15 protein-coding genes are annotated in these 18,710 nt (G+C 68.2%); 7 read left to right on the top strand and 8 right to left on the bottom strand.

Annotated features, from left to right (window positions below):
- Positions 1-22: 22 nt before the first annotated feature.
- The gene (locus EXE63_RS21140) at positions 23-601 is read left to right on the top strand and encodes a DUF1707 SHOCT-like domain-containing protein (RefSeq protein ID WP_168143551.1); all 579 of its coding nucleotides are present in this window, start codon (positions 23-25) and stop codon (positions 599-601) included.
- A 44-nt stretch (positions 602-645) separates the two neighbouring features.
- Here the strand turns inward: EXE63_RS21140 and EXE63_RS21135 are convergent, their stop codons facing one another.
- On the bottom strand, positions 646-2,610 hold the full coding sequence (locus EXE63_RS21135) for a vWA domain-containing protein (RefSeq protein ID WP_168143550.1): 1,965 nt from the start codon (positions 2,608-2,610) through the stop codon (positions 646-648).
- Complete coding sequence (locus tag EXE63_RS21130; protein ID WP_168143549.1) at positions 2,603-3,985, bottom strand: sigma 54-interacting transcriptional regulator; 1,383 nt, start codon at positions 3,983-3,985, stop codon at positions 2,603-2,605. The genes EXE63_RS21135 and EXE63_RS21130 overlap by 8 nt, the downstream gene beginning before the upstream one ends.
- 93 nt (positions 3,986-4,078) lie before the next feature.
- Here EXE63_RS21130 and EXE63_RS21125 point away from each other — a divergent pair, with 93 nt between their 5' ends.
- Together EXE63_RS21125 and EXE63_RS21120 are read left to right on the top strand one after the other, a co-directional pair.
- Positions 4,079-5,092: an alpha/beta hydrolase gene (locus EXE63_RS21125; protein WP_168143548.1), complete on the top strand. Its 1,014-nt coding sequence runs from the start codon at positions 4,079-4,081 to the stop codon at positions 5,090-5,092.
- A 166-nt stretch (positions 5,093-5,258) separates the two neighbouring features.
- On the top strand, positions 5,259-6,152 hold the full coding sequence (locus tag EXE63_RS21120) for an endonuclease domain-containing protein (protein WP_168143547.1): 894 nt from the start codon (positions 5,259-5,261) through the stop codon (positions 6,150-6,152).
- Here EXE63_RS21120 and purH read toward each other — a convergent pair.
- The 5 genes from purH to sfnG form a co-directional block, all read right to left on the bottom strand.
- Complete coding sequence (gene purH / locus EXE63_RS21115) at positions 6,149-7,708, bottom strand: bifunctional phosphoribosylaminoimidazolecarboxamide formyltransferase/IMP cyclohydrolase (RefSeq protein WP_168143546.1); 1,560 nt, start codon at positions 7,706-7,708, stop codon at positions 6,149-6,151. The two genes, EXE63_RS21120 and purH, sit on opposite strands and share 4 nt — an antisense overlap.
- A gap of 12 nt (positions 7,709-7,720) precedes the next feature.
- A complete protein-coding gene (purN, locus tag EXE63_RS21110; RefSeq protein ID WP_436277758.1) occupies positions 7,721-8,395 on the bottom strand; it encodes a phosphoribosylglycinamide formyltransferase in 675 nt (224 codons plus the stop codon).
- Positions 8,367-9,749, bottom strand: coding sequence for a cell division protein PerM (locus tag EXE63_RS21105; RefSeq protein ID WP_168143544.1), 1,383 nt, complete (start codon positions 9,747-9,749; stop codon positions 8,367-8,369). Before EXE63_RS21105 ends, purN begins: the two co-directional genes overlap by 29 nt.
- Before the next feature lie 63 nt (positions 9,750-9,812).
- Entirely contained in the window at positions 9,813-10,670 is an 858-nt protein-coding gene (locus EXE63_RS21100; RefSeq protein WP_168143543.1) for a DUF5336 domain-containing protein, read from the bottom strand.
- A gap of 57 nt (positions 10,671-10,727) precedes the next feature.
- Positions 10,728-11,858, bottom strand: a complete 1,131-nt coding sequence (gene sfnG / locus EXE63_RS21095) for a dimethylsulfone monooxygenase SfnG (protein ID WP_168145693.1) — start codon at positions 11,856-11,858, stop codon at positions 10,728-10,730.
- A gap of 102 nt (positions 11,859-11,960) precedes the next feature.
- Here sfnG and EXE63_RS21090 point away from each other — a divergent pair, with 102 nt between their 5' ends.
- Positions 11,961-12,809, top strand: coding sequence for an LLM class F420-dependent oxidoreductase (locus EXE63_RS21090; protein WP_105362775.1), 849 nt, complete (start codon positions 11,961-11,963; stop codon positions 12,807-12,809).
- Positions 12,810-12,887: 78 nt separating this feature from the next.
- Here EXE63_RS21090 and EXE63_RS21085 read toward each other — a convergent pair whose 3' ends face one another.
- The gene (locus tag EXE63_RS21085) at positions 12,888-14,420 is read right to left on the bottom strand and encodes an acetyl-CoA acetyltransferase (protein WP_168143542.1); all 1,533 of its coding nucleotides are present in this window, start codon (positions 14,418-14,420) and stop codon (positions 12,888-12,890) included.
- 142 nt (positions 14,421-14,562) lie between these two features.
- Here EXE63_RS21085 and EXE63_RS21080 point away from each other — a divergent pair, with 142 nt between their 5' ends.
- From EXE63_RS21080 to EXE63_RS21070, 3 genes are all read left to right on the top strand, one after another.
- Positions 14,563-15,675: an ATP-binding protein gene (locus EXE63_RS21080; RefSeq protein WP_168145691.1), complete on the top strand. Its 1,113-nt coding sequence runs from the start codon at positions 14,563-14,565 to the stop codon at positions 15,673-15,675.
- A 2-nt stretch (positions 15,676-15,677) separates the two neighbouring features.
- Positions 15,678-16,742 carry a MarR family transcriptional regulator gene (locus tag EXE63_RS21075; protein ID WP_308205496.1) on the top strand — a complete coding sequence of 355 codons (1,065 nt, stop codon included), beginning with the start codon at positions 15,678-15,680 and terminating at the stop codon, positions 16,740-16,742.
- A 65-nt stretch (positions 16,743-16,807) separates the two neighbouring features.
- Positions 16,808-18,676 (top strand): S9 family peptidase, encoded by a 1,869-nt coding sequence (locus tag EXE63_RS21070; RefSeq protein WP_209999831.1) that lies wholly within the window; start codon positions 16,808-16,810, stop codon positions 18,674-18,676.
- Positions 18,677-18,710: the final 34 nt, after the last annotated feature.

The raw sequence follows: 18,710 nt of genomic DNA, 5'->3' as shown, positions 1-18,710 counted from the left end.
GTGAGTCGTAGGCTCAATGGCGATGAGCACTTCGTCGTGGCAGAACGGCTCGACCCGCGCCGGCGACGCCGAACGCATTCAGGTAGCTCAGTTGCTGACCGACGCCGCGTCTCAGGGCAGGCTGTCGATGGAGGAATACGAGCAGCGATTGGCCAAGGCCTATGCCGCCACCACGCACGGCGACCTGGCCCGGCTGTCCGCCGATCTGCCGGATTTCGCCACCACCGCCAATTGTGGGGGCACCCGCAAGCCCGCACCGTCGACGTTGCTGCTGGCCATCCTGAGCGGCTTCGAGCGGCGCGGTCGCTGGAACGTCCCGAAGCGGCTGACAGCGTTCGCCCTGTTCGGAGGCGGTGTGATCGACCTGCGGTACGCCGATTTCACCTCGCCCGAGGTGGACATCCACTCGATCTCGATCTTCGGCGGGCAAACCATCCTGCTGCCGCCGGAGGTCAACGTCGCCGTCCGCGGCCACGGCGTGATGGGGTCCTTCGATCACGTCGGCGAGCAGGGCACACCCGGCGCACCGTGCATCACCATCCGCGGGTTCTCACTGTGGGGCAGCGTCGGCATCAAGCGTAAGAAGCGCAAGAACAGCTGAGGCGTTTTTCTTTGCTCTCATTTCACGCGCACGCGTGGAATTAGTCAGCGACGGCGGGCCCGTAGATAGTCCCCGACCACCGCTGCGCCCAGCCCGTCCAGATCCGGCACCACCACCCGGCCCCCGACGCGGCGCGCCACCTGGTCGATGAACCGGGCCAATCCCGGATCGCTGCCGAGGCGGAAGATCGTCAGCTGCGCCCCGAGCGCGGCCAGCTCGTCGAATCCCTTCACCGTCAGCGCGATGGTGCGTGGGTGCGGTGGGTAGTAGAAGAACGCCTCGGCGCCGTCGCCGAAATCCTCCAGGTGCGCGGTCGGCTCGCCGTCGGTCACGATCATCACCACCGGCTGCGCATTGGGGTGCCGACGCAGATGCCGGGCGGCCAGCGCCAACGCGTGGTGCAGATTGGTGCCCTGATCGCGCACGCCCTCCAGCGCGGTCAACTCGGCGGCGCTGACGGTGCGCGCGTGCCTGCCGAACGCGATGATCTCCAGGTCGTCGGAACGGAACCGGGTGCTCACCAGATGGTTGAGCGCCAGCGCGGTGCGCTTCATCGGCAGCCACCGGTTCTCCATCACCATGGAGAAGCTGGTGTCGACCAGCAGCGCCACGGCCGACTGGGTTCGGGTCTCGGTCTCGGAGATCTCGACATCCTCGACGCTGAACCGTACCGGCCCGTCGATCACCCCGGAGCCGGCTTGCCGGAGCACCGCATTGGTGATGGTTCGGGTGACGTTCCACGGTTCGGTGTCTCCGAACGCCCACGGCCGGGTGGCGCCGGTCAGCTCGCCTGCCGCACCGGCCCTACGCGTCTCACGCTCACCGTGGCGGCCGGAAAGCTGTTGCGCCACATCACGGAGCGCGGTCTGCCCGAGCTGCCGCATCGCCTTGGGTGACAACCGGAACTGACCGTCGGAGCCGCGGTCCAGGAAGCCCTGTTCGGTCAGGGCGCGCTCGAGGTCGGCCAGCGTGCGCGCGTTGACCGCGGCCTCGTCACCGAGCTGGCGGGCCAGCATGTCCAGGTCGACGTCCTCCATGGTCGCGCCGGCGTAGCTCTGCGACAGCTGCTCGGCAAGCTGCTCGAGCTCGCTGATATCGGCCAGCGCCTGGGTGCCCTGCCCCATGCCCATCGGGTCGTCGCCGCTGAACTCCTCCGAGCCCGACCAGTCCTCACCGGGCCGGGCGGCCTGCAGGTTGCCGTCCAGCCGGTTCAGCGCATTCATCAGCGACGGGGATCCGAAGGCCTGCTGCGCCAGTGCATCCAGTTCGGCACGCTGGGATTCGGACAGGCTGTTGCGGAAACGCTGCGCGGCGGCGGAGCGCTTGGCCAGCGAGTCCATCAGCTCATCGACATTGCGCGGGTTCTCCGGGAAGTGCTGGCCGTGCTCGGCCATGAACCTGTCGAAGTCCTCTTGGGTGTCTTCGCCCTTGGCGTGCTTCTCCAGCAGGTCGTTGAGATCGTCGAGCATCTTGTTGATCGCCTGCCGGTCCTCATCGGTGGCGTTCTGCAGCGCCTCCTTCATACCGGCGAACCGCTGGTCGAGCATCTCCCTGCCGAGCAGATCCTTGATCTGGTCGTACTTTTCCCGGGCTTCCGGTGAGCGCCAGTCATATTCGGCGAGCTCCTGGACCGCCTTGGCAGGCGACGGGGACAGCGCGTCGATCTGCATCTCGCCGAAGCGGGCATCATCGTCCAGCGCCCGGGCGAGTTCCTTGCGCTCGGCCAGCACGGCCTCGTCGAGCAGCTTCTTGACCTCGGCCAGGGTGCCGTCCAGATTGTTGCGCTGCAACAGTTCCCGCCGTCGGCGGTTGACCTCGGCGGCCAGCCGATCGGCCCCCGGCATGTTCTCGGTGCCGCGGCGCATCAGCTCCTGCAGCGCCCGGCGCGGTGAGGCACCGGACATGACGTCCTCACCGATGGCGTCGAGCGCCTCCCGCAGATCGACCGGGGGCGCCAGCGGATCGGGCCCGCCGGAGTACCGCGAATACCTGGAAAGGCGTTTAGCCATAGACGGTTTCACCCTCATCGGATTGCTTGTCGATGCGCTTGGCCAGATACAGACCCTCCAGCACCAGTTCCACCGCGGCCGCGCGCTGGCCCTCGGTCTGTGCGCCCAGACGCTCGGCGATCTCGTCGAGCACCGGCAGTTCCGGCAGCGCGGCCAGCACGTCCTTGGCCGATACCCGCTCCCCGGTCGTCACCGGCGAACCGGCCTCCACGGCGGCCACCAGCGGACCGACGTCGATACCGCCGAGCGCACGGGACGCGGTGTCCGCGGTGGCGCGGCGCAACAGGTGCTCCATCACCGCCTGCTCGCGGCCCTCCTCGCCGGACTCGAACTCGAGCTTGCCGCGCAGCACCTCGATCACGGTGCCCAGGTCGACCACCCTGGCCACCGGGTCCTGTTCGCCGAGGATGGCGCCGCGGTGCCGGGCCGAGGCCGCCACCGTCTCGGCGGCGGCGATGGCGAAGCGCGCCGAGACACCCGAGCGCTGATCGACCGCGGTGGATTCGCGCAGGGCACGGGCGAACCGGGCGATGACGGCCAGCAGGTATTCGGGGACCTCGGCGGAAAGGTGCGCCTCCTGGGAGATGACACCGACCTCGGCGTCGAGTTCCAGCGGGTAGTGGGTGCGGATCTCGGCGCCGAAGCGGTCCTTGAGCGGGGTGATGATGCGGCCGCGGTTGGTGTAGTCCTCGGGGTTGGCGCTGGCGACCACGAGCACGTCGAGCGGCAGCCGCAGCGTGTAACCGCGCACCTGGATATCGCGCTCCTCCATCACGTTGAGCATCGCGACCTGGATGCGCTCGGCGAGGTCGGGCAGCTCGTTGACGGCGACGATGCCCCGGTGCGAGCGCGGGATGAGGCCGTAGGCGATGGTTTCCGGGTCACCGAGGCTGCGGCCCTCGGCCACCTTGATGGGGTCGATGTCACCGACCAGGTCGGCGACGCTGGTGTCCGGGGTGGCGAGCTTCTCGGTGTAGCGCTCACTGCGGTGGATCCATCCGATCGGCAGTCCGTCCCCGGCGGCCGCCGCCTGCCGGATCGATTCCGGCGTGATCGGGGAGTACGGGTGCTCACGCAGTTCGGATCCCTCGATCACCGGTGTCCACTCGTCGAGGAGTCCGATCAGCGATCGCAGCAGCCGGGTCTTGCCCTGGCCGCGCTCACCGAGCAGCACGAAGTCGTGGCCGGCGATCAACGCCCGTTCCACCTGCGGCAGCACCGTGTCCTCGAAGCCGAACAGCCCGGTCCAGATCTCGGTACCGTCCGCGAGACGGGCCAGCAGGTTCTCCCGGAGTTCCTGTTTGATGCCGCGCTCCTGATGGCCAGAGGCGCGCAGCTCGCCGACGGTGCGGGGCAGATCACTAGGTGACGTCACGACGTCCACGCTACGACTGCTGTCGACTGTGGGCTTGCTTACCTGACCGTTACGGGCTTCGCCATGAGAAAACTACCCAGTACCATGGGTACCGTGAACTTGCATGAGTGGCGTGATCGGCCCAGCACAGTGAGCTTCGGCCCGGCGTCCTGGCAGTCCCGCGCGCTGGGCGTACTGACCGCACTCACGCTGCGGCCGGTCCTGGGATTGCTCACATGCATCGGGCTGCTCATCAACCGGATCTGGCCGGCCGGCCTGCAGCGTGCGCACCTCGACATCATCGACCGGCCACTGCGCCTCATCCGGGCGCTGCCGGGCACCGTCGTCACCCCCGAACGGCTGCCGCACTGCGCGGGCGAATGGGTGGTGTCCCCCGCCTCGGCGGATTCCGATCGCGTCATCATCTATTTCCACGGATCGGCGCTGGTGACGCTCGGCCTGAACTCACACCGCCGGTTCGCCTCGAAGCTGTCGGCCGCCACCGGCGCCCAGGTGCTGAACGTCGGCTACCGACTGGCACCGCAGGCCAGCATCGAGGAGGCCGTCGAGGACGGGCTGGACGCCTACCGGCACGCGCTGGCGCTGGGCTTTGAGCCCGGCCGCATCGTGCTCGCCGGCGATTCGGCGGGCGGGCTGATCGCCGCCGACACCGCGCTGGCCATCCGGGACGCCGGGTTGACGGTGCCCGCCGGGCAGGTGTTGCTGTCGGCGTTGACGTCCGCCGACATGGACCTCAAATACCGTGCCCTGCGCGATCACAAGGATGTGCTGTTCCCGTTCATGACGGTGAAGTTCATCTACGACGTGTTCGCCACCGTGAACGGGACACGACCCGTGCCGGTCATGCCCGCAGAGTCCAACGCGGCAGGCCTCGGCCCGTTCCTGCTGCAGATCGGCACCGACGAGATGCTGCGCAACGACACCTTCGTGCTGGCCGATCAGCTCACCGCCGCGGGTGTACCGGTGTGGGTTCAGGTGTGGGACAAGGCGATGCACATGTTCCAGCTGACCTTCGACGTCAACCCCGACGCCCGGCGCGCCGTGGCCGAGATCGCGTCCTTCGTCGACCACGTGACGGCCGCCGGGAGTCGCGAAGCCACCGCCTGACCCCGGTGTCGCCGACTGGCCACTTATCACACAGATTTCGCGAGATCCCGTGCGATAAATGGCCACTCGAAGGTTCTTTGTCCACAATTGCCTGCCCATCCCCAACCTGAGGCAGGTACGGCTACGCGCCCGCTGACCCGTCATAGGCCGGCGCGATTCTCCTCGCATGACCCCTTTCCTGGGCACCGAGGCCCTCAGTACAGGCACAGTGACAAGACGATCCCTGGAGCAGCATCAGCGTCTTCACCGCAACGTATTTTTGCCGCCTGGCTCGCCAGTGACCGCGACCGTCCGCGCCCAGGCTGCCTGGCTGTGGTCGGACCGCAAGGCCGTCGTGGGCGGCCTATCCGCCTCTGCGCTGTTCGGCACCCGATGGATTGACGCCGACACTCCCGCTGAGCTGTTCCGGGTCAACGGCAAGCCTGTGCCCGGCATCGTCATCCACCGTGACGAACTCCGCGCAGATGAAATCTGCATGGCCTCCGGCGTCGCCGCGACGACACCCGCGCGAACGGCGTTCGATCTGGGCCGACGCAAGGGACTACTGCGCGCCGTCACCCAAGTGGATGCGCTGGCACACCAGACCGGCGTGACCGCCGAAGAGATAGGGACGCTGATCCCCCGCCATCGCGGTGTCAGAGGGCTCGTCCAGCTTCGCGACGTGGTCGAACTGATGGATGGTGGCGCCGAATCCCCGCAGGAGACCAGGACTCGACTGATACTCATCAAGGCCGGTTTACCGAAGCCCCGCACCCAGATCAGGGTGCATCCCTACCGCCTCGACATGGGCTACGAGGAATTCAATGTCGGGGTGGAGTATGACGGCGAACAGCACTGGAAAGACCCTGGCCAGCACGCTCGCGATATCGATCGATTGGCGGATCTGGCCGCGCTGGGGTGGCGGATCATTCGCGTCAGCGCCGAGATCCTGCGCTACCGACCCCAGGTTGTCATCGCGCGAACCTGTCAGGCCCTACGCGCAGCGGGCGCCGAATGGCCACTTATCACACAGATTTCGCGAGATCCCGTGCGACAACTGGCCACTCGGCGTCTGCGCTAGTGCGCGAAGTGCCGTGCCCCGGTCAGGTACAGCGTGATCCCGGCCTCGGCGGCCGCCGCCGTCACCTCGTCGTCGCGCACCGATCCACCCGGGTGCACGATCGCCGTCACCCCGGCGGCGGTCAGCGTCTGCAGGCCGTCCGGGAACGGGAAGAACGCATCGGAGGACGCCACGGCGCCCCGGGTGCGTTCACCCGCCCGCTCGACCGCCAGCCGGGCGGCATCCACCCGGTTGACCTGCCCCATGCCGACGCCGACGGTGGCGCCGTCCTTGGCGATCACGATGGCATTGGACTTCACCGCCCGGCCCGCGCGCCAGGCGAAGACCAGATCGGCCAGCGTCGCCGGGTCGGCGGGATCGCCGGTCGCCAGCGTCCAGTTGTTCGGATCATCGCCCTCGGCGTCGAGTGCATCGCGCTCCTGCACCAGCAGACCGCCGCTGATCGGCCGGAAATCGACAGCCGCTCCCTCCGGTTCGGCGGCCACCAGGATGCGGATGTTCTTCTTCTTGGTCAGCGCCTCCACCGCGCCGGGCTCATAGGCCGGCGCAATGATCACCTCGGTGAAGATATCGGCCACCGTCTCGGCCATCTCGACGCTGACGGTGCTGTTGGTGGCGATCACTCCGCCGAAGGCCGACAACGGGTCACAGGCGTGCGCCTTGGCGTGCGCATCGGCGACCGACACCGAGGACACCGCGATACCGCACGGATTGGCGTGCTTGATGATCGCCACGCAGGTCTGCTCGTGGTCGAACGCGGCGCGCCAGGCGGCGTCGGCGTCGGTGTAGTTGTTGTAGGACATCTCCTTGCCGTGCAGCTGCTCGGCCTGCGCCAGTCCCGGCCAGCCGGAGTCGTCGCGGTACAGCGCCGCCTTCTGGTGCGGGTTCTCGCCGTAGCGCAGCACCGCGGTGCGGCGCGAGGTCGACCCGACCCAGCGCGGCAGTTCCGAGCCCTCTTCCGGGGCGAGCACCGAGACCATCCAGGCCGCCACCGCCACGTCGTACTCGGCGGTGTGCTGGAAAGCCAACGCGGCCAGCTTCTTCCGCTCCGTGAGGGTGAATCCGCCGGAACGCACCGCGGCCAGCACACCGTCATACCCGAGCGGGTCGACGACCACGGCGACGCTGGGATGGTTCTTCGCGGCCGCCCGAACCATGGACGGGCCACCGATGTCGATCTGCTCGACGCACTCGTCGGGCCCGGCGCCGGAGGCCACCGTCTCGCTGAACGGGTACAGGTTCACCACGACGAGTTCGAACGGCGCGATGCCCAAGTCGGTCAGTGCCGCCTCGTGCTCGGACTTGCGCAGGTCGGCCAGCACGCCGGCGTGCACCTTGGGGTGCAGTGTCTTCACGCGGCCGTCGAGCACCTCGGGGAAACCGGTGACATCCTCCACCGGCGTCACCGGGACCCCGGCGCCGGCAATGGTTTTCGCGGTCGAACCGGTGGAGACGATGCTGACGCCCGCCTCATGCAGGCCGCGGGCAAGGTCCACCAACCCCGTCTTGTCGTACACACTGATCAACGCACGCCGGATCGGCCGCTTGTCACTCATCGCTGTCTCTCCTCAACATCCGAACATCGCCTTTCGTCCGGTCCAGGTCACACCGCGCGTCGCCAGCGCGGCCAGCACGTCCACCAGCAGTCGTCGTTCGACGTCCTTGATGCGTTCGTGCAATGTCTCTGCGGTGTCATCCTCGTACACCGCCACGGCTTCCTGCGCCAGGATCGGCCCGGTATCCACCCCGCTGTCGACCAGATGCACCGTGCACCCGGTGACGCGCACGCCGTAGTCGATCGCGTCCGGTACCGCGTGGGCGCCGGGGAAGGCGGGCAGTAGCGCCGGATGGGTGTTCACGATCCGGCCTTCGAAGTGCGAAAGAAATTGTGGTCCAAGTATTTTCATGAAGCCCGCGCTGACCACCAGGTCCGGCGCGTGCTGCGCGACGGCCTCGGTGAGCGCGCTGTCCCAGGCTGCGCGATCCGGATGGTCACGCAGACGCACCTGGAATGACGGGATCGACGCCTCGGCGGCGACGTCCAGCGCGGGGCAGGCCCGGTCGGCGCCGACGGCCACCACGCGCCCCGGGTAGTCCCCGGCGGCGGCCTCCAGCAGCGAGGACAGCAGCGAACCGGTACCCGACGCCAGGACCACCAGCCGGGCCGGCGCGGTCGCCGGTACGCGGAGTGGTCGCTGCTGCACCCGCAGCAGCCTAGTCGTCCTGATCGCGGGGCTTTTCAGCGGTCGTGCCGGGAAGATCGCCGTCGACCACGAAATGCTCCTCGGGGTCGAGCAGCGGGTCGTCATGCGGCTCGGCGGGCGCCGGCGGTGCGCCGAGTTCGAGGGACTCGGCGCGCTCGGGCAACTCGGCCTGCGAGTCCAGCAGGACGATATCGGTGATCGTGTCCTCGTCCTCGAACACGTCCTCGGGTTCCGGTTCGGGGGCGGGAGCCGGCACCGGTTTCACCCTCTTCGGCCTGCGCACCAGGCCGCCGGCCATGACGACCGTCAGCCCACCGATGGACACGAACCACAGGAACACCGCGGGCCCGAAGGTGACCTGGTCGACGCCGACGTCGCCGAAGTTACCGAGCCGGCCGCCACCGGCGTACCCGAGCAGCGCCATGGTCAGCGCGGCCACCAGGGCGGCCACCGCAAGTTTCGCGGCGGCGATCGGCCAGGGTGCCGCACGGCGGGCGCACTGCTGGCCCAGCGCGACCGCCGAGACCGCGGCCACGATCAGCAGCGCCACCCAGATCGGCCCCAGCGGCGGTGTCGGCACCGCGGCGAGCACCGGTACGGCCGGGATGTCCCCGCCGAGCACGGTGAAGGAACTGAAGTTGGCCAGCCCGATGTGCGCGCTGGAACCCACCGCGACGGCGGCCGTCCCGACCAGCACGTTGGGGATGTAGAGCACCGAGAGCAGCGCCAGGCTGAACTGGCCGAACATCGAATCGGTGATACCGAACAGGTCGTGCATGGTCCCCCAGTGCACGACGATCGACCCGGCCGCCACCACACCGGACAGGCCGAGCAACGCCAGCACCCCGGCCGCGGCGGCCCGCAGCGACTCGGGCAGCCAGTGCGGCACCCCCGGCAGCGTGAGCAACCGCCCGGCCATCGCGACGCCGATCAGCGCACCGATGGCGTGCACCACCAGCACCCCGGCGAACGCCCGCGAGGCCTCGGGGGTCTGCAATTCGGTGATCACCGAGGCCGCATCGTGGATGACGGCCAGCGACAGGGCCGCGATGAGCAGCGGCCCGCCCAGGGCCGAGGCCACCACCCAGCGGATGACGAACCACGAGGACCGTATGGACGCGGCCGCGGTGGTACGTGCGGTGCCCCACACCATCAGCAGCACCGGCAGCAGCGGCATGACACCGAGTTCGGCGCCACCGATGGAGACCGGAACCTGGTGCACGCCCAGCCACATGCTGGCGATCGCGCCGAACGCGCCGGTCATATCGCTGTTGGCGATGAGCAGCTGAATCAGCGTCACCGCCGCGATCACACCGAGCGCGACGACCGACGGCCCGAACGCGACCCTGAGCAGGTCGCGAGCCTGTCGGGTACCGACTGACCGGTTGTCCACCACTAGCTGGGTCGCTCCTCGCGCGCGTCGACGCATCCGACGTCCGGGTGCGCGACGCCCAGACTACGACGAGGGCGTGCCGGACTGCGGTGAGGACTCGGGCTGGCTCTGCGGTGTCGCGGACGGTTGCGCCGGAACCGCGGCGGTCGGCGCCGAGGAACCCTGCGGCTGTTGCGGCTGCCCGAAGGCCGGGAACCCGGTGGGCGGCGTCGGCGGGCCGTTGTGCGAACCGGGGGCGCCGGCGGCGGACTGGAATCCGCCGGTTTTCGGGGCTCCCTGGTAGCCGTACTGCGACGGGTATCCGGGACGCTGCTGCTGCGGTTGATGCGTCGGTGCGCCGTACTGCTGCTGGCCACCCGGCTGACCGTAGTACGGCGCGCCGTACTGGCCGTAGGGCTGATGCTGGTCGTAGCGCGGCTTGGGCGCCGGGGGCGAGAGGACACCCGCGTCGAACAGCAGCGCGGCGACGGCGGCGCCGGTCTGCAGCAGTGTGGTGGCGATGACCAGGTACAGCCCCCAGCCGATGGACAGCCCGGCCGGGGCGTTGATGACCTCGGCCAGCACGAGCAGGAACGACAGCGTGGACGCAACGGCCACCAGACCGGTCCGGGCCTTCTGCTTGGGCAGCAGACCGACACCGGCCAGCAGCGCGGCCAGCACCGAGGCCGCGACCGCCAGGCCGAGACCGGGCGTGCTGCCGCTGGCGCTACCGAACTGCGGGAAGTCCGAGTTGCTGATGGTCAGCAGTGGACCGAAGTTGAACGCGTAGGTCGCAAGACCGAACACTGCGACGGCAGCGGTCAGGTAGACAGGCAGCTTGCTGGGGCCTACCTCTGCGGGCTCGCCGTACTGCTGGGTGGGCGCGTACTGGTTGCCCTGCTGGGCAGGCGGATATCCGGGGTTACCGGGCGGGTAAGTCATGACTCTCCTGTGTGAGCGATTTCGAACCCACGCTAGCGCACCCCGCTGGGCGGCGGCTCAGGCCGATACGAGCACCGGAGCGTCCGGAGCGCTCTGATCGGCGGCCTCGATTTCCCGGACGAGCGGCAACACTTTTTGCCCGAAGTACTCGATTTCCTCCTGGAAGTGGAGGAAGCCGCCCAGGATGAGGTCCACCCCGCGTTTGCGGTACGCCGCGATCCGCTCGGCGATCCGCTCCGGGGTGCCGATGAGCTGGGTGCGGAATCCGTCGTTGTATTGGACGAGATCCTCGAAGGACGAGTCCGCCCACATGCCCTTCTTGTCCCCGGTCGAACTGCCGGCCTGCTGCACGGCCCCACGGAAGCCCTCGACGGCCGGCTTGTTGGCCTTGTCGATGATCTCGCGCAGGGTGTCACGGGCTTCCTTCTCGGTATCGCGGGCGATGATGAACCCGTTCAGCCCGACCTTGACCTCCCGGCCCACGGTGCGGGCGTGGTCGCGCACCTCCACCACCTGCTCGGTGATGCCGGCGAAGTCCTTGCCGTTGGAGAAGTACCAGTCCGAGTGCAGGCCGCCGTTGCGGCGCGCGGCGGTGGAGTTGCCGCCCTGGAACAGTTCCGGGTTGGGACGCTCGGCGGTGTTCAGCGGCTTGGGTTTCAGGGTGAAATCGTGAATCCGGTAGAAATCCCCGCGGAAATCCACCGCGTCCTCGGTCCAGATCTTGCGTAGCACCTGCAGGAACTCCGCGCTGCGGCGGTAGCGCTCATCGTGCTCCAGCCACGGCTCGCCCAGATGGGTGAACTCGTCCTTGAACCAGCCGGACACCACGTTGACCGCGAACCGGCCGCCCGACAGCTGGTCAGCGGTGGCCCCCAGCTTGGCCAGCACCGCGGGCTGCCACAGGCCCGGGTGCACCGCGGCGATCACCTTGAGCCGTTCGGTGGCCAGCAGCAGCGCCAGGCTGAAGCTCGTCGACTCGTGCTGATACTCCGCGCCGTAGCTGGCCTCGTAGCGCACCTGGGACAACGCGTACTCGAAACCGTTGTTCTCCGCGGTCTGCGCCAGCTTCTTGTTGTATTCGTAATTCCAGTCCGTGCGCTGCTCGATATCGCTGGTCACCAGGCCACCGCTGACGTTGGGCACCCAGTAGGCGAACGTGATCTGGTCGGCGATGCGTTCGGTCGTCATGGATGTCATGGGAGCACCTGCGCGCCCCGGGAGTCACCAGTAACGATCGGGCTGAGCGGAACGGCTTGCGCTCGCGGACTAGAACACGTTCTAATTCTGGGCATGGACTACGGGCTCGTACTTTTCACCAGTGACCGCGGCATCGCTCCGGCACCGGCGGCCAAGCTGGCCGATGACCACGGTTTCACCACCTTCTACGTGCCCGAGCACACCCACATCCCGATCAAGCGGGAAGCGGCGCACCCGACGACCGGCGACGAGTCACTGCCCGATGACCGCTATATGCGCACCCTCGATCCCTGGGTCAGCCTGGGCACCGCGGCCGCCGTCACCAGCCGGGTCCGGCTGTCCACCGCGGTGGCCCTGCCCGTCGAGCATGACCCGATCACGCTGGCCAAGTCGATCGCGACGCTGGACCACCTGTCCGGGGGCCGCGTCAGCCTGGGTGTCGGATTCGGCTGGAACACCGACGAATTGGCCGACCACAAGGTGCCGCCGGGCCGTCGCCGCACCATGCTGCGCGAGTACCTGGAAGCCATGCGCTCGCTGTGGACCGACGAAGAAGCCTCCTACGACGGCGAATTCGTGAGCTTCGGCCCGAGCTGGGCGTGGCCCAAGCCGGTGCAGTCACACATCCCGGTGCTGGTCGGCGCGGCGGGCACCGAGAAGAACTTCAAGTGGATCGCGAAGTCGGCGGACGGCTGGATCACCACCCCTCGTGACTTCGACATCGACGAGCCGGTGAAGCTGCTGCAGGACACCTGGGCGGCGGCCGGCCGCGAGGGCGCCCCGCAGATCGTGGCACTGGACTTCAAGCCGGATCCCGAGAAGCTGGCCCGCTGGCGCGATCTCGGTGTCACCGAGGTGCTGTTCGGGTTGCCCGACAAGCCCGAGGCCGAGGTCGCCGCCTACGTGGAGCGGCTGGCGGGCAAGCTCGCCCAGCTGGTCTGAGGCTTTCGCTCAACGTCGACTTGTGGGTGGTTTTCCGCCCGAAACCCACCGACAAGTCGACGCTGGAGGCCGTCGGCGCTATGCCAGGGTCGCCAGGTTGATGCCGTCCTCGGTGGACTTCACCTCGATGCGCGCACCCAGCGGATCACCGTCGGACATCAGCGCCACCAGGGCTTCGTCGGTACTCAGTGCCATGAACCGCGAGCCGTCGGCCTCGAGCCGGCCGATGATGACGCCGGTGGTCTCGGGCCAGTCGTAGCGCACCGAGTACGTCTCGATGACGCCGGTGCCGTCGGCGTCGCGGGTGACGGGCACCGTGGGAAGCGCGGCGATCTCGGCCTGCCGCGCCTTGCTGTCATCGGCCGCCCACTCGGCGGGCGTCGTCGAGTACACCCCGACCGAATACTTGCTCATCACCCCACCGTTGGCGCCGACCAGTCCGAAAGATCCTGGCTCGGAACGCATTTCGTTCACCGTCTCGGCGATACCGTGCAGGGAGTAGCTGTTGCCCGGCCCGCCGAAGTAGGGCAGTCCACCGGTCAGAGTGAGACCGCGCGGATCATCGGTCGCCAGCCCGGTCGAGTCGCAGACGGAGAACACCGGGAACGGGAAGCAGCTGTACAGGTCGAAGGTGGACACTTCGGCCAACCTGATACCGGCTACCCGGAGCGCCTCTGCCACAGCCTTTTCCGCGGACAAGCTCATGCTCAGGTCCTCGCGGTCGAGCAGCTGCTGCTCCACCATGTCGGCGTGGCCGTGCAGGTAGACCCATTTGCTTTCGGGCACCGACAGCCGGCGGGCCGCGGCCACCGACATGATCAGCACGGCGGCGCCCTGGTTCACCTGGTCACGGGCCACCATCAACCGCGGGTAGGGATCACAGATCATCCGGTTCTCCGCGGTGACGGTGAGCAGTTCGTCGACGGAGCGTGGCACCGGAGACGAAGACAGCGGGTTCCTGGCGGCGACTTCGGAGAACGGCGCGAACAACTCGGCCATGTCGCGTCGGTATTCGTCCACCGTGGCGCCGAGGCGGGCCCGCCGCGCGTTGTCCAGCAACCCGTATTGCACGGGAGCACCGGTCAATCCATGCTTGGCGGTGTACTCGTTCATGTACTGATCGAACCCGTATCCGCGGTCCTCGAGTTGCCCGCCGACCTGTTCGGAGTGGTCGGGTTTGTCCTCGCGGCCGGCGAAATACCGCAGCGTCGACCCGTTCTCGGACCCGAGCACCAGGACCACCTCGGCGTCCCCGGCCGCGATGGCGCCGGAGAACTCGGTGACGACCTTCTGCGATCCGTGCCCGCCCAGCGGTTCGAGCACCGCGCGAGCCGGATCGGCACCGATACGGGCCGCGACCGATCGCGGGTAGTTGTCCGAGCACCCCAGCGGCGCCTCGGAGAACGGCGTGCAGATCTCGAACTGCCGGAGTGCGACGAAGACCTCGATCGCTGCAGCCACCGCAGTCGCGTCGGCGCCGGTGTCGGCCAGCGCTGCCCGCACGGCCGCGGTGGCCAGGTCGACGGATGACATCCCGCGGTAGTCCGGCGCGTCGACGCGCTCGGTGAACTGTCCGACACCGACGATCACCGGCGTACGCGGATCCACCATTACAGGCCTCCTGACACGTGTTAGTTCGTCAGGCTAACCGACTAGTCCGCGACAGCAAAAATACGCAGGGTCAGGCGTACAACATATTTGACGTACATCAGACCAGGCGTACGATTATCGGATGAACTGGACCGTCCGGCCGATGTCCCTGGTGGTGGGCGGCGTGGTGCCACCGGAGAACGTGGTGGGCCGGGTCCGCGAGGAACAGGAGATCCTGGCCGGCTTGGCCGACGGTGGCGCGGCCCTGGTCGGCGACCGCCGCCACGGCAAGACCTCGCTGGCCCGCCTGGTCGCCCACACGGCGCGCCGGCGCGGGCTGACCGTGGTCTCGGTCAGCGCCGAGCGTCAGACCTATGCCGAGTTCGTCGCGGCCCTCGCCGGCGAACTCGGCCGCACCGACAACGCGCTCCGCCAGGAGGTCGAGCGTTGGAAGGTCGCCTTCGGCACCGGGCCGGTGCGCTTCGAGCGCGCCCAGGCCGAGGCCGCCCTCGACGATCTGCTGCAGCGCGCGGTCGCCCGGGCCCGCGGCGGTCCTCTGGTGCTCTTCATCGACGAGGTGACCGTGCTGGCCCGCAACCTGGAGCGGGAGCGGACCGGCGGCGGTGACGCGTTCCTGCACCTCCTGCGCCGGTTCCGCCAGGACAACGCCGGGCGGCTGGCCACCGTGCTGTCCGGGTCGATCGGCTTTCACCACGTTTCCGGCGACGCCCTCAGCTCGGTCAACGACATCCGCAAGGTCACCGTCGGCCCCATCCGCCATGACCACGCCACCTACTTGGCCGAATGCCTGATGCTGGGCGCGCGCGTCGCCGGCACCGATGCGCACCTGGTCGCCCAATCCATCGCGGCCACCGCCGAGAACGTGCCGTACTACATCCAGCATCTGGTGGCGGCGTCCGCGCGCACCGGTCCGGTCAGCCCCGACGACATCCCGACACTGCTGCAGGCCGCGGTGATCGACCCGCACGACCCGTGGGATCTGCGCCACTACCGCGACCGACTGCGCAACTACTACGGCGACGACGCCACGGCCATCGCCGGCCTACTGGACATCTACGCCCACGCGGGCGAACCGCTCGGCATCGACGCCGTGTCACAGCTCCTGCGTTCGGAGGGCTCCACCATCCGCGACCGCGACCAGCTGGTGTCGTTCGTCGAACGCCTGGAGCAGGACCACTATCTGCGCCGCATCGGCGACGAGGACTGCTTCGCATCGGGATTGGTGCGGTCCGCCTGGCTGGCCATGCGGAGGTGACGGTGAACATCCTCTTCTCCCCCGGCACCGTGGACCCCGGCGAACTGGACGCCCGAACCGTCGGACGCGCATCCTTGCTGGAGCGACTCACCGACCGGGTCATCTCGGCCGCCCGTGACGGATCCCGGCCGCACACCTTGCTGCTCGGTCCGCGCGGCAGCGGCAAAACGCACACCGTGGCCGTGGTGGTACACCGCGCACTGTCCGATGCCGTGACCGCCGAACAGGTGCTGGTGCTGCGCCTTCCGGAGGATGCGCTGTCGATCGGTCACTACGGCGACCTGCTCGTCGAGCTAATCCGGCCCTACCGGCCGCGGGCCGGGGAGCTGCGCACCGAGGTGATCGAGCTGGAACGGGTGATCCTGGACATCGCCGACGGCCGGATGGTGCTGCTGGTCATCGAGAACCTGGACCGGGTGTTCGACGCGATCGGCGAATCCGGTCAGGGCAGCCTGCGCGCCTGGGTCGAAACATGCACTGCGGTATCAATTCTCGGGACCGCCCCGGCATTGTTCCCTGGCGTCGCATCCCGCACCCACCCCTGGTACGGCTCCTTCATCATCGAGGAACTCGACGATCTCAGCGCCGCCGAGGGGGCGCAGATCCTCGCCCGCAACCCGGCCCTGGCCGACTACGTCGGGACCCCGGAAGGGCTGGACCGGCTGGAGGCGATCCGCGAATTCGCCGGGGGTGCGCCACGGTTGTGGCAGACCCTCGCCGAGACGGCGGATGCCGCCGCACTGTCGGCGCTGGAGCCCGCCAAGGCGATGCTCTTGGACCGGTTGTCACCGGCCTATCAGCAGCAACTCTGGTCGCTCCCCGCCGGCGAGCAGCGCCTGGTCGTGGAGCTGGCACGCGGCCCCGGAGCCCGTACGGTCACCGACCTGGCTGCCGCGGTCGGTGTTTCGAACCAATCGGCGGCCGCGGCGCTGGGACGACTGGCCACCGCACGCTGGGTCGACGCCGCCAAATCAGATACCGGTGACCGGCGCGCGACCTGGTACGACCTCACCGATCGCCTGGTCCGTCACATCGTCCGGTACCGCGAGGGCACCCAGCTCACTTGACGGTCTTGTCACTTAGTGACACTGTGGAGTTGTCACTAAGTGACACTCCATCGAGAAAGGACCTCGTGACCGACACGACGCAATCGCCCGCGATCATTTCCGTCGAGGACTTCTTCAGCCCGCCCGAGCGGGCCGGGGCCACCATCTCCCCGGACGGCACCCGCATCGCCTACCTCGCCCCGTGGCGGAACCGCCTCAACGTGTGGGTGCAGGACGTGGACGGCAAGGAGGAACCCCGCTGCGTCACCGCCGACGAAACCCGCAGCGTGTACTTCTACAGCTGGACCCACGATTCGCGGTGGTTGTTGTACATGCAGGACAGCGGTGGCGACGAGCACTGGCACGTGTACCGGGTGGACCCGGATGCGCCGGACACCCCGGCCGTTGACCTCACCCCGTTCCCCCGGGTGCGCGCCTCCTACGAACTGCTCAAGGCACGTCCGGGCAAGGCCCTGGTCCAGCACAACGCGCGCAATGCCGAACTGGTCGACGCCTTCGAACTCGACATCGCCACCGGTGAGCTCACCCTGCTCGCCGAGAATCCCGGCACCGTGGTCAGCTGGATCGGCGGACCCGGTGGCGAGCTGTTCACCAACACCCTGACCGCCGAGGGCGATGTCGAGATCTCGCAATGGGATTCGGCCGCCCGGTCACTGCGGACGATCAGGGTCTACGAGGGTCGGGACTACCCCCTGGGCATCCACCCGATCGCCGTCTCTCCCGATGGTGCCGGCATCTGGCTGGGCTCCTATCAGGGCAGCGACCGGCTCCGGCTGGCCCGCGTCGACGTGGCCACCGGCGAGGAGACCGAGGTACACAGTCACCCGACACTCGACCTCGGCGCGCAGCTGGTGCTGCCGTCACCGTTCATCATCAGTGAGCGGACCGGGGAACTGATCGGCGCCCGCTACTACGGTGAGCGACAGGTGATCCACGCTCTCGACGACGAGTTCGCCGAGGTATTGGACGCACTCACCAGACTCTCCGATGGCGACCTGGCCGGAATGTCGTGCGATGACAGCGGGCAACGCTGGGTGGTCAACTTCAGCCACGACCGCGATCCGAATGTCACCTATTTCTACGACCATGCGACCGGCGAGAGCCGACTGTTGTTCCGGCCCTACCCGCACCTGGATCCCGCGGCGCTGGCCGAGATGACACCGGTCACCATCACCTCACGCGATGGGCTGGAACTGCATTCGTATCTGACGCTGCCGGTGGGCAGGCCGCCGGAGAACCTGCCGCTGGTGCTGCTGGTGCATGGTGGCCCGTGGTCACGGGACTGCTGGGGTTACCAGCCCGACGTGCAGCTGCTGGCCAACCGAGGATATGCGGTGCTGCAGGTCAACTTTCGCGGATCGACCGGATACGGCAAGGCGTTCACCCAGGCCGCCATCGGCGAATTCGCCGGCAAGATGCACGACGATCTGATCGACGCGGTGGACTGGGCGGTCAAGCAGGGCTTCGCCGACCGGGACCGGGTGGCCATCTTCGGCGGCTCCTATGGCGGATACGCCACGCTGGTCGGTGTCACGTTCACCCCGGACGTCTTCGCCGCGGCCATCGACTACGTCGGGATCTCCAGCCTGCCCAACTTCATGCGCACGCTGCCCGATGTCGGCCGCAGGTTCCTGGCCAACAACTGGAATCTCTACGTCGGTGACCCGAAGGATCCCGCGCAGGAGGCCGATATGCTGGCCCGTTCCCCCATCACCCGGGTCGATCAGATCCGCACCCCGCTGTTGGTGGTGCAGGGCGCCAACGACTCTCGCGTCGTGCAGGCCGAGTCCGACAACATGGTCGCGGCCCTGCGCGCCCGCGGCGTCGAGGTCGAGTACATGGTCAAGGAGGACGAGGGGCACGGGTTCCTCAACCCGGACAACAACATCGACATGTACCACGCCGTGGAGAAGTTCCTGGCCACGCACCTGTAGCTCATGAGAAGACGCAAATGGCCCCAAATCCGAG

The organism is Mycolicibacterium frederiksbergense (genome assembly GCF_012223425.1).
Classification (GTDB): Bacteria; Actinomycetota; Actinomycetes; order Mycobacteriales; family Mycobacteriaceae; genus Mycobacterium; species Mycobacterium frederiksbergense.
Note: the sequence above shows the minus strand (reverse complement) of the source record. Positions and strands in the feature narration are given on the sequence as shown.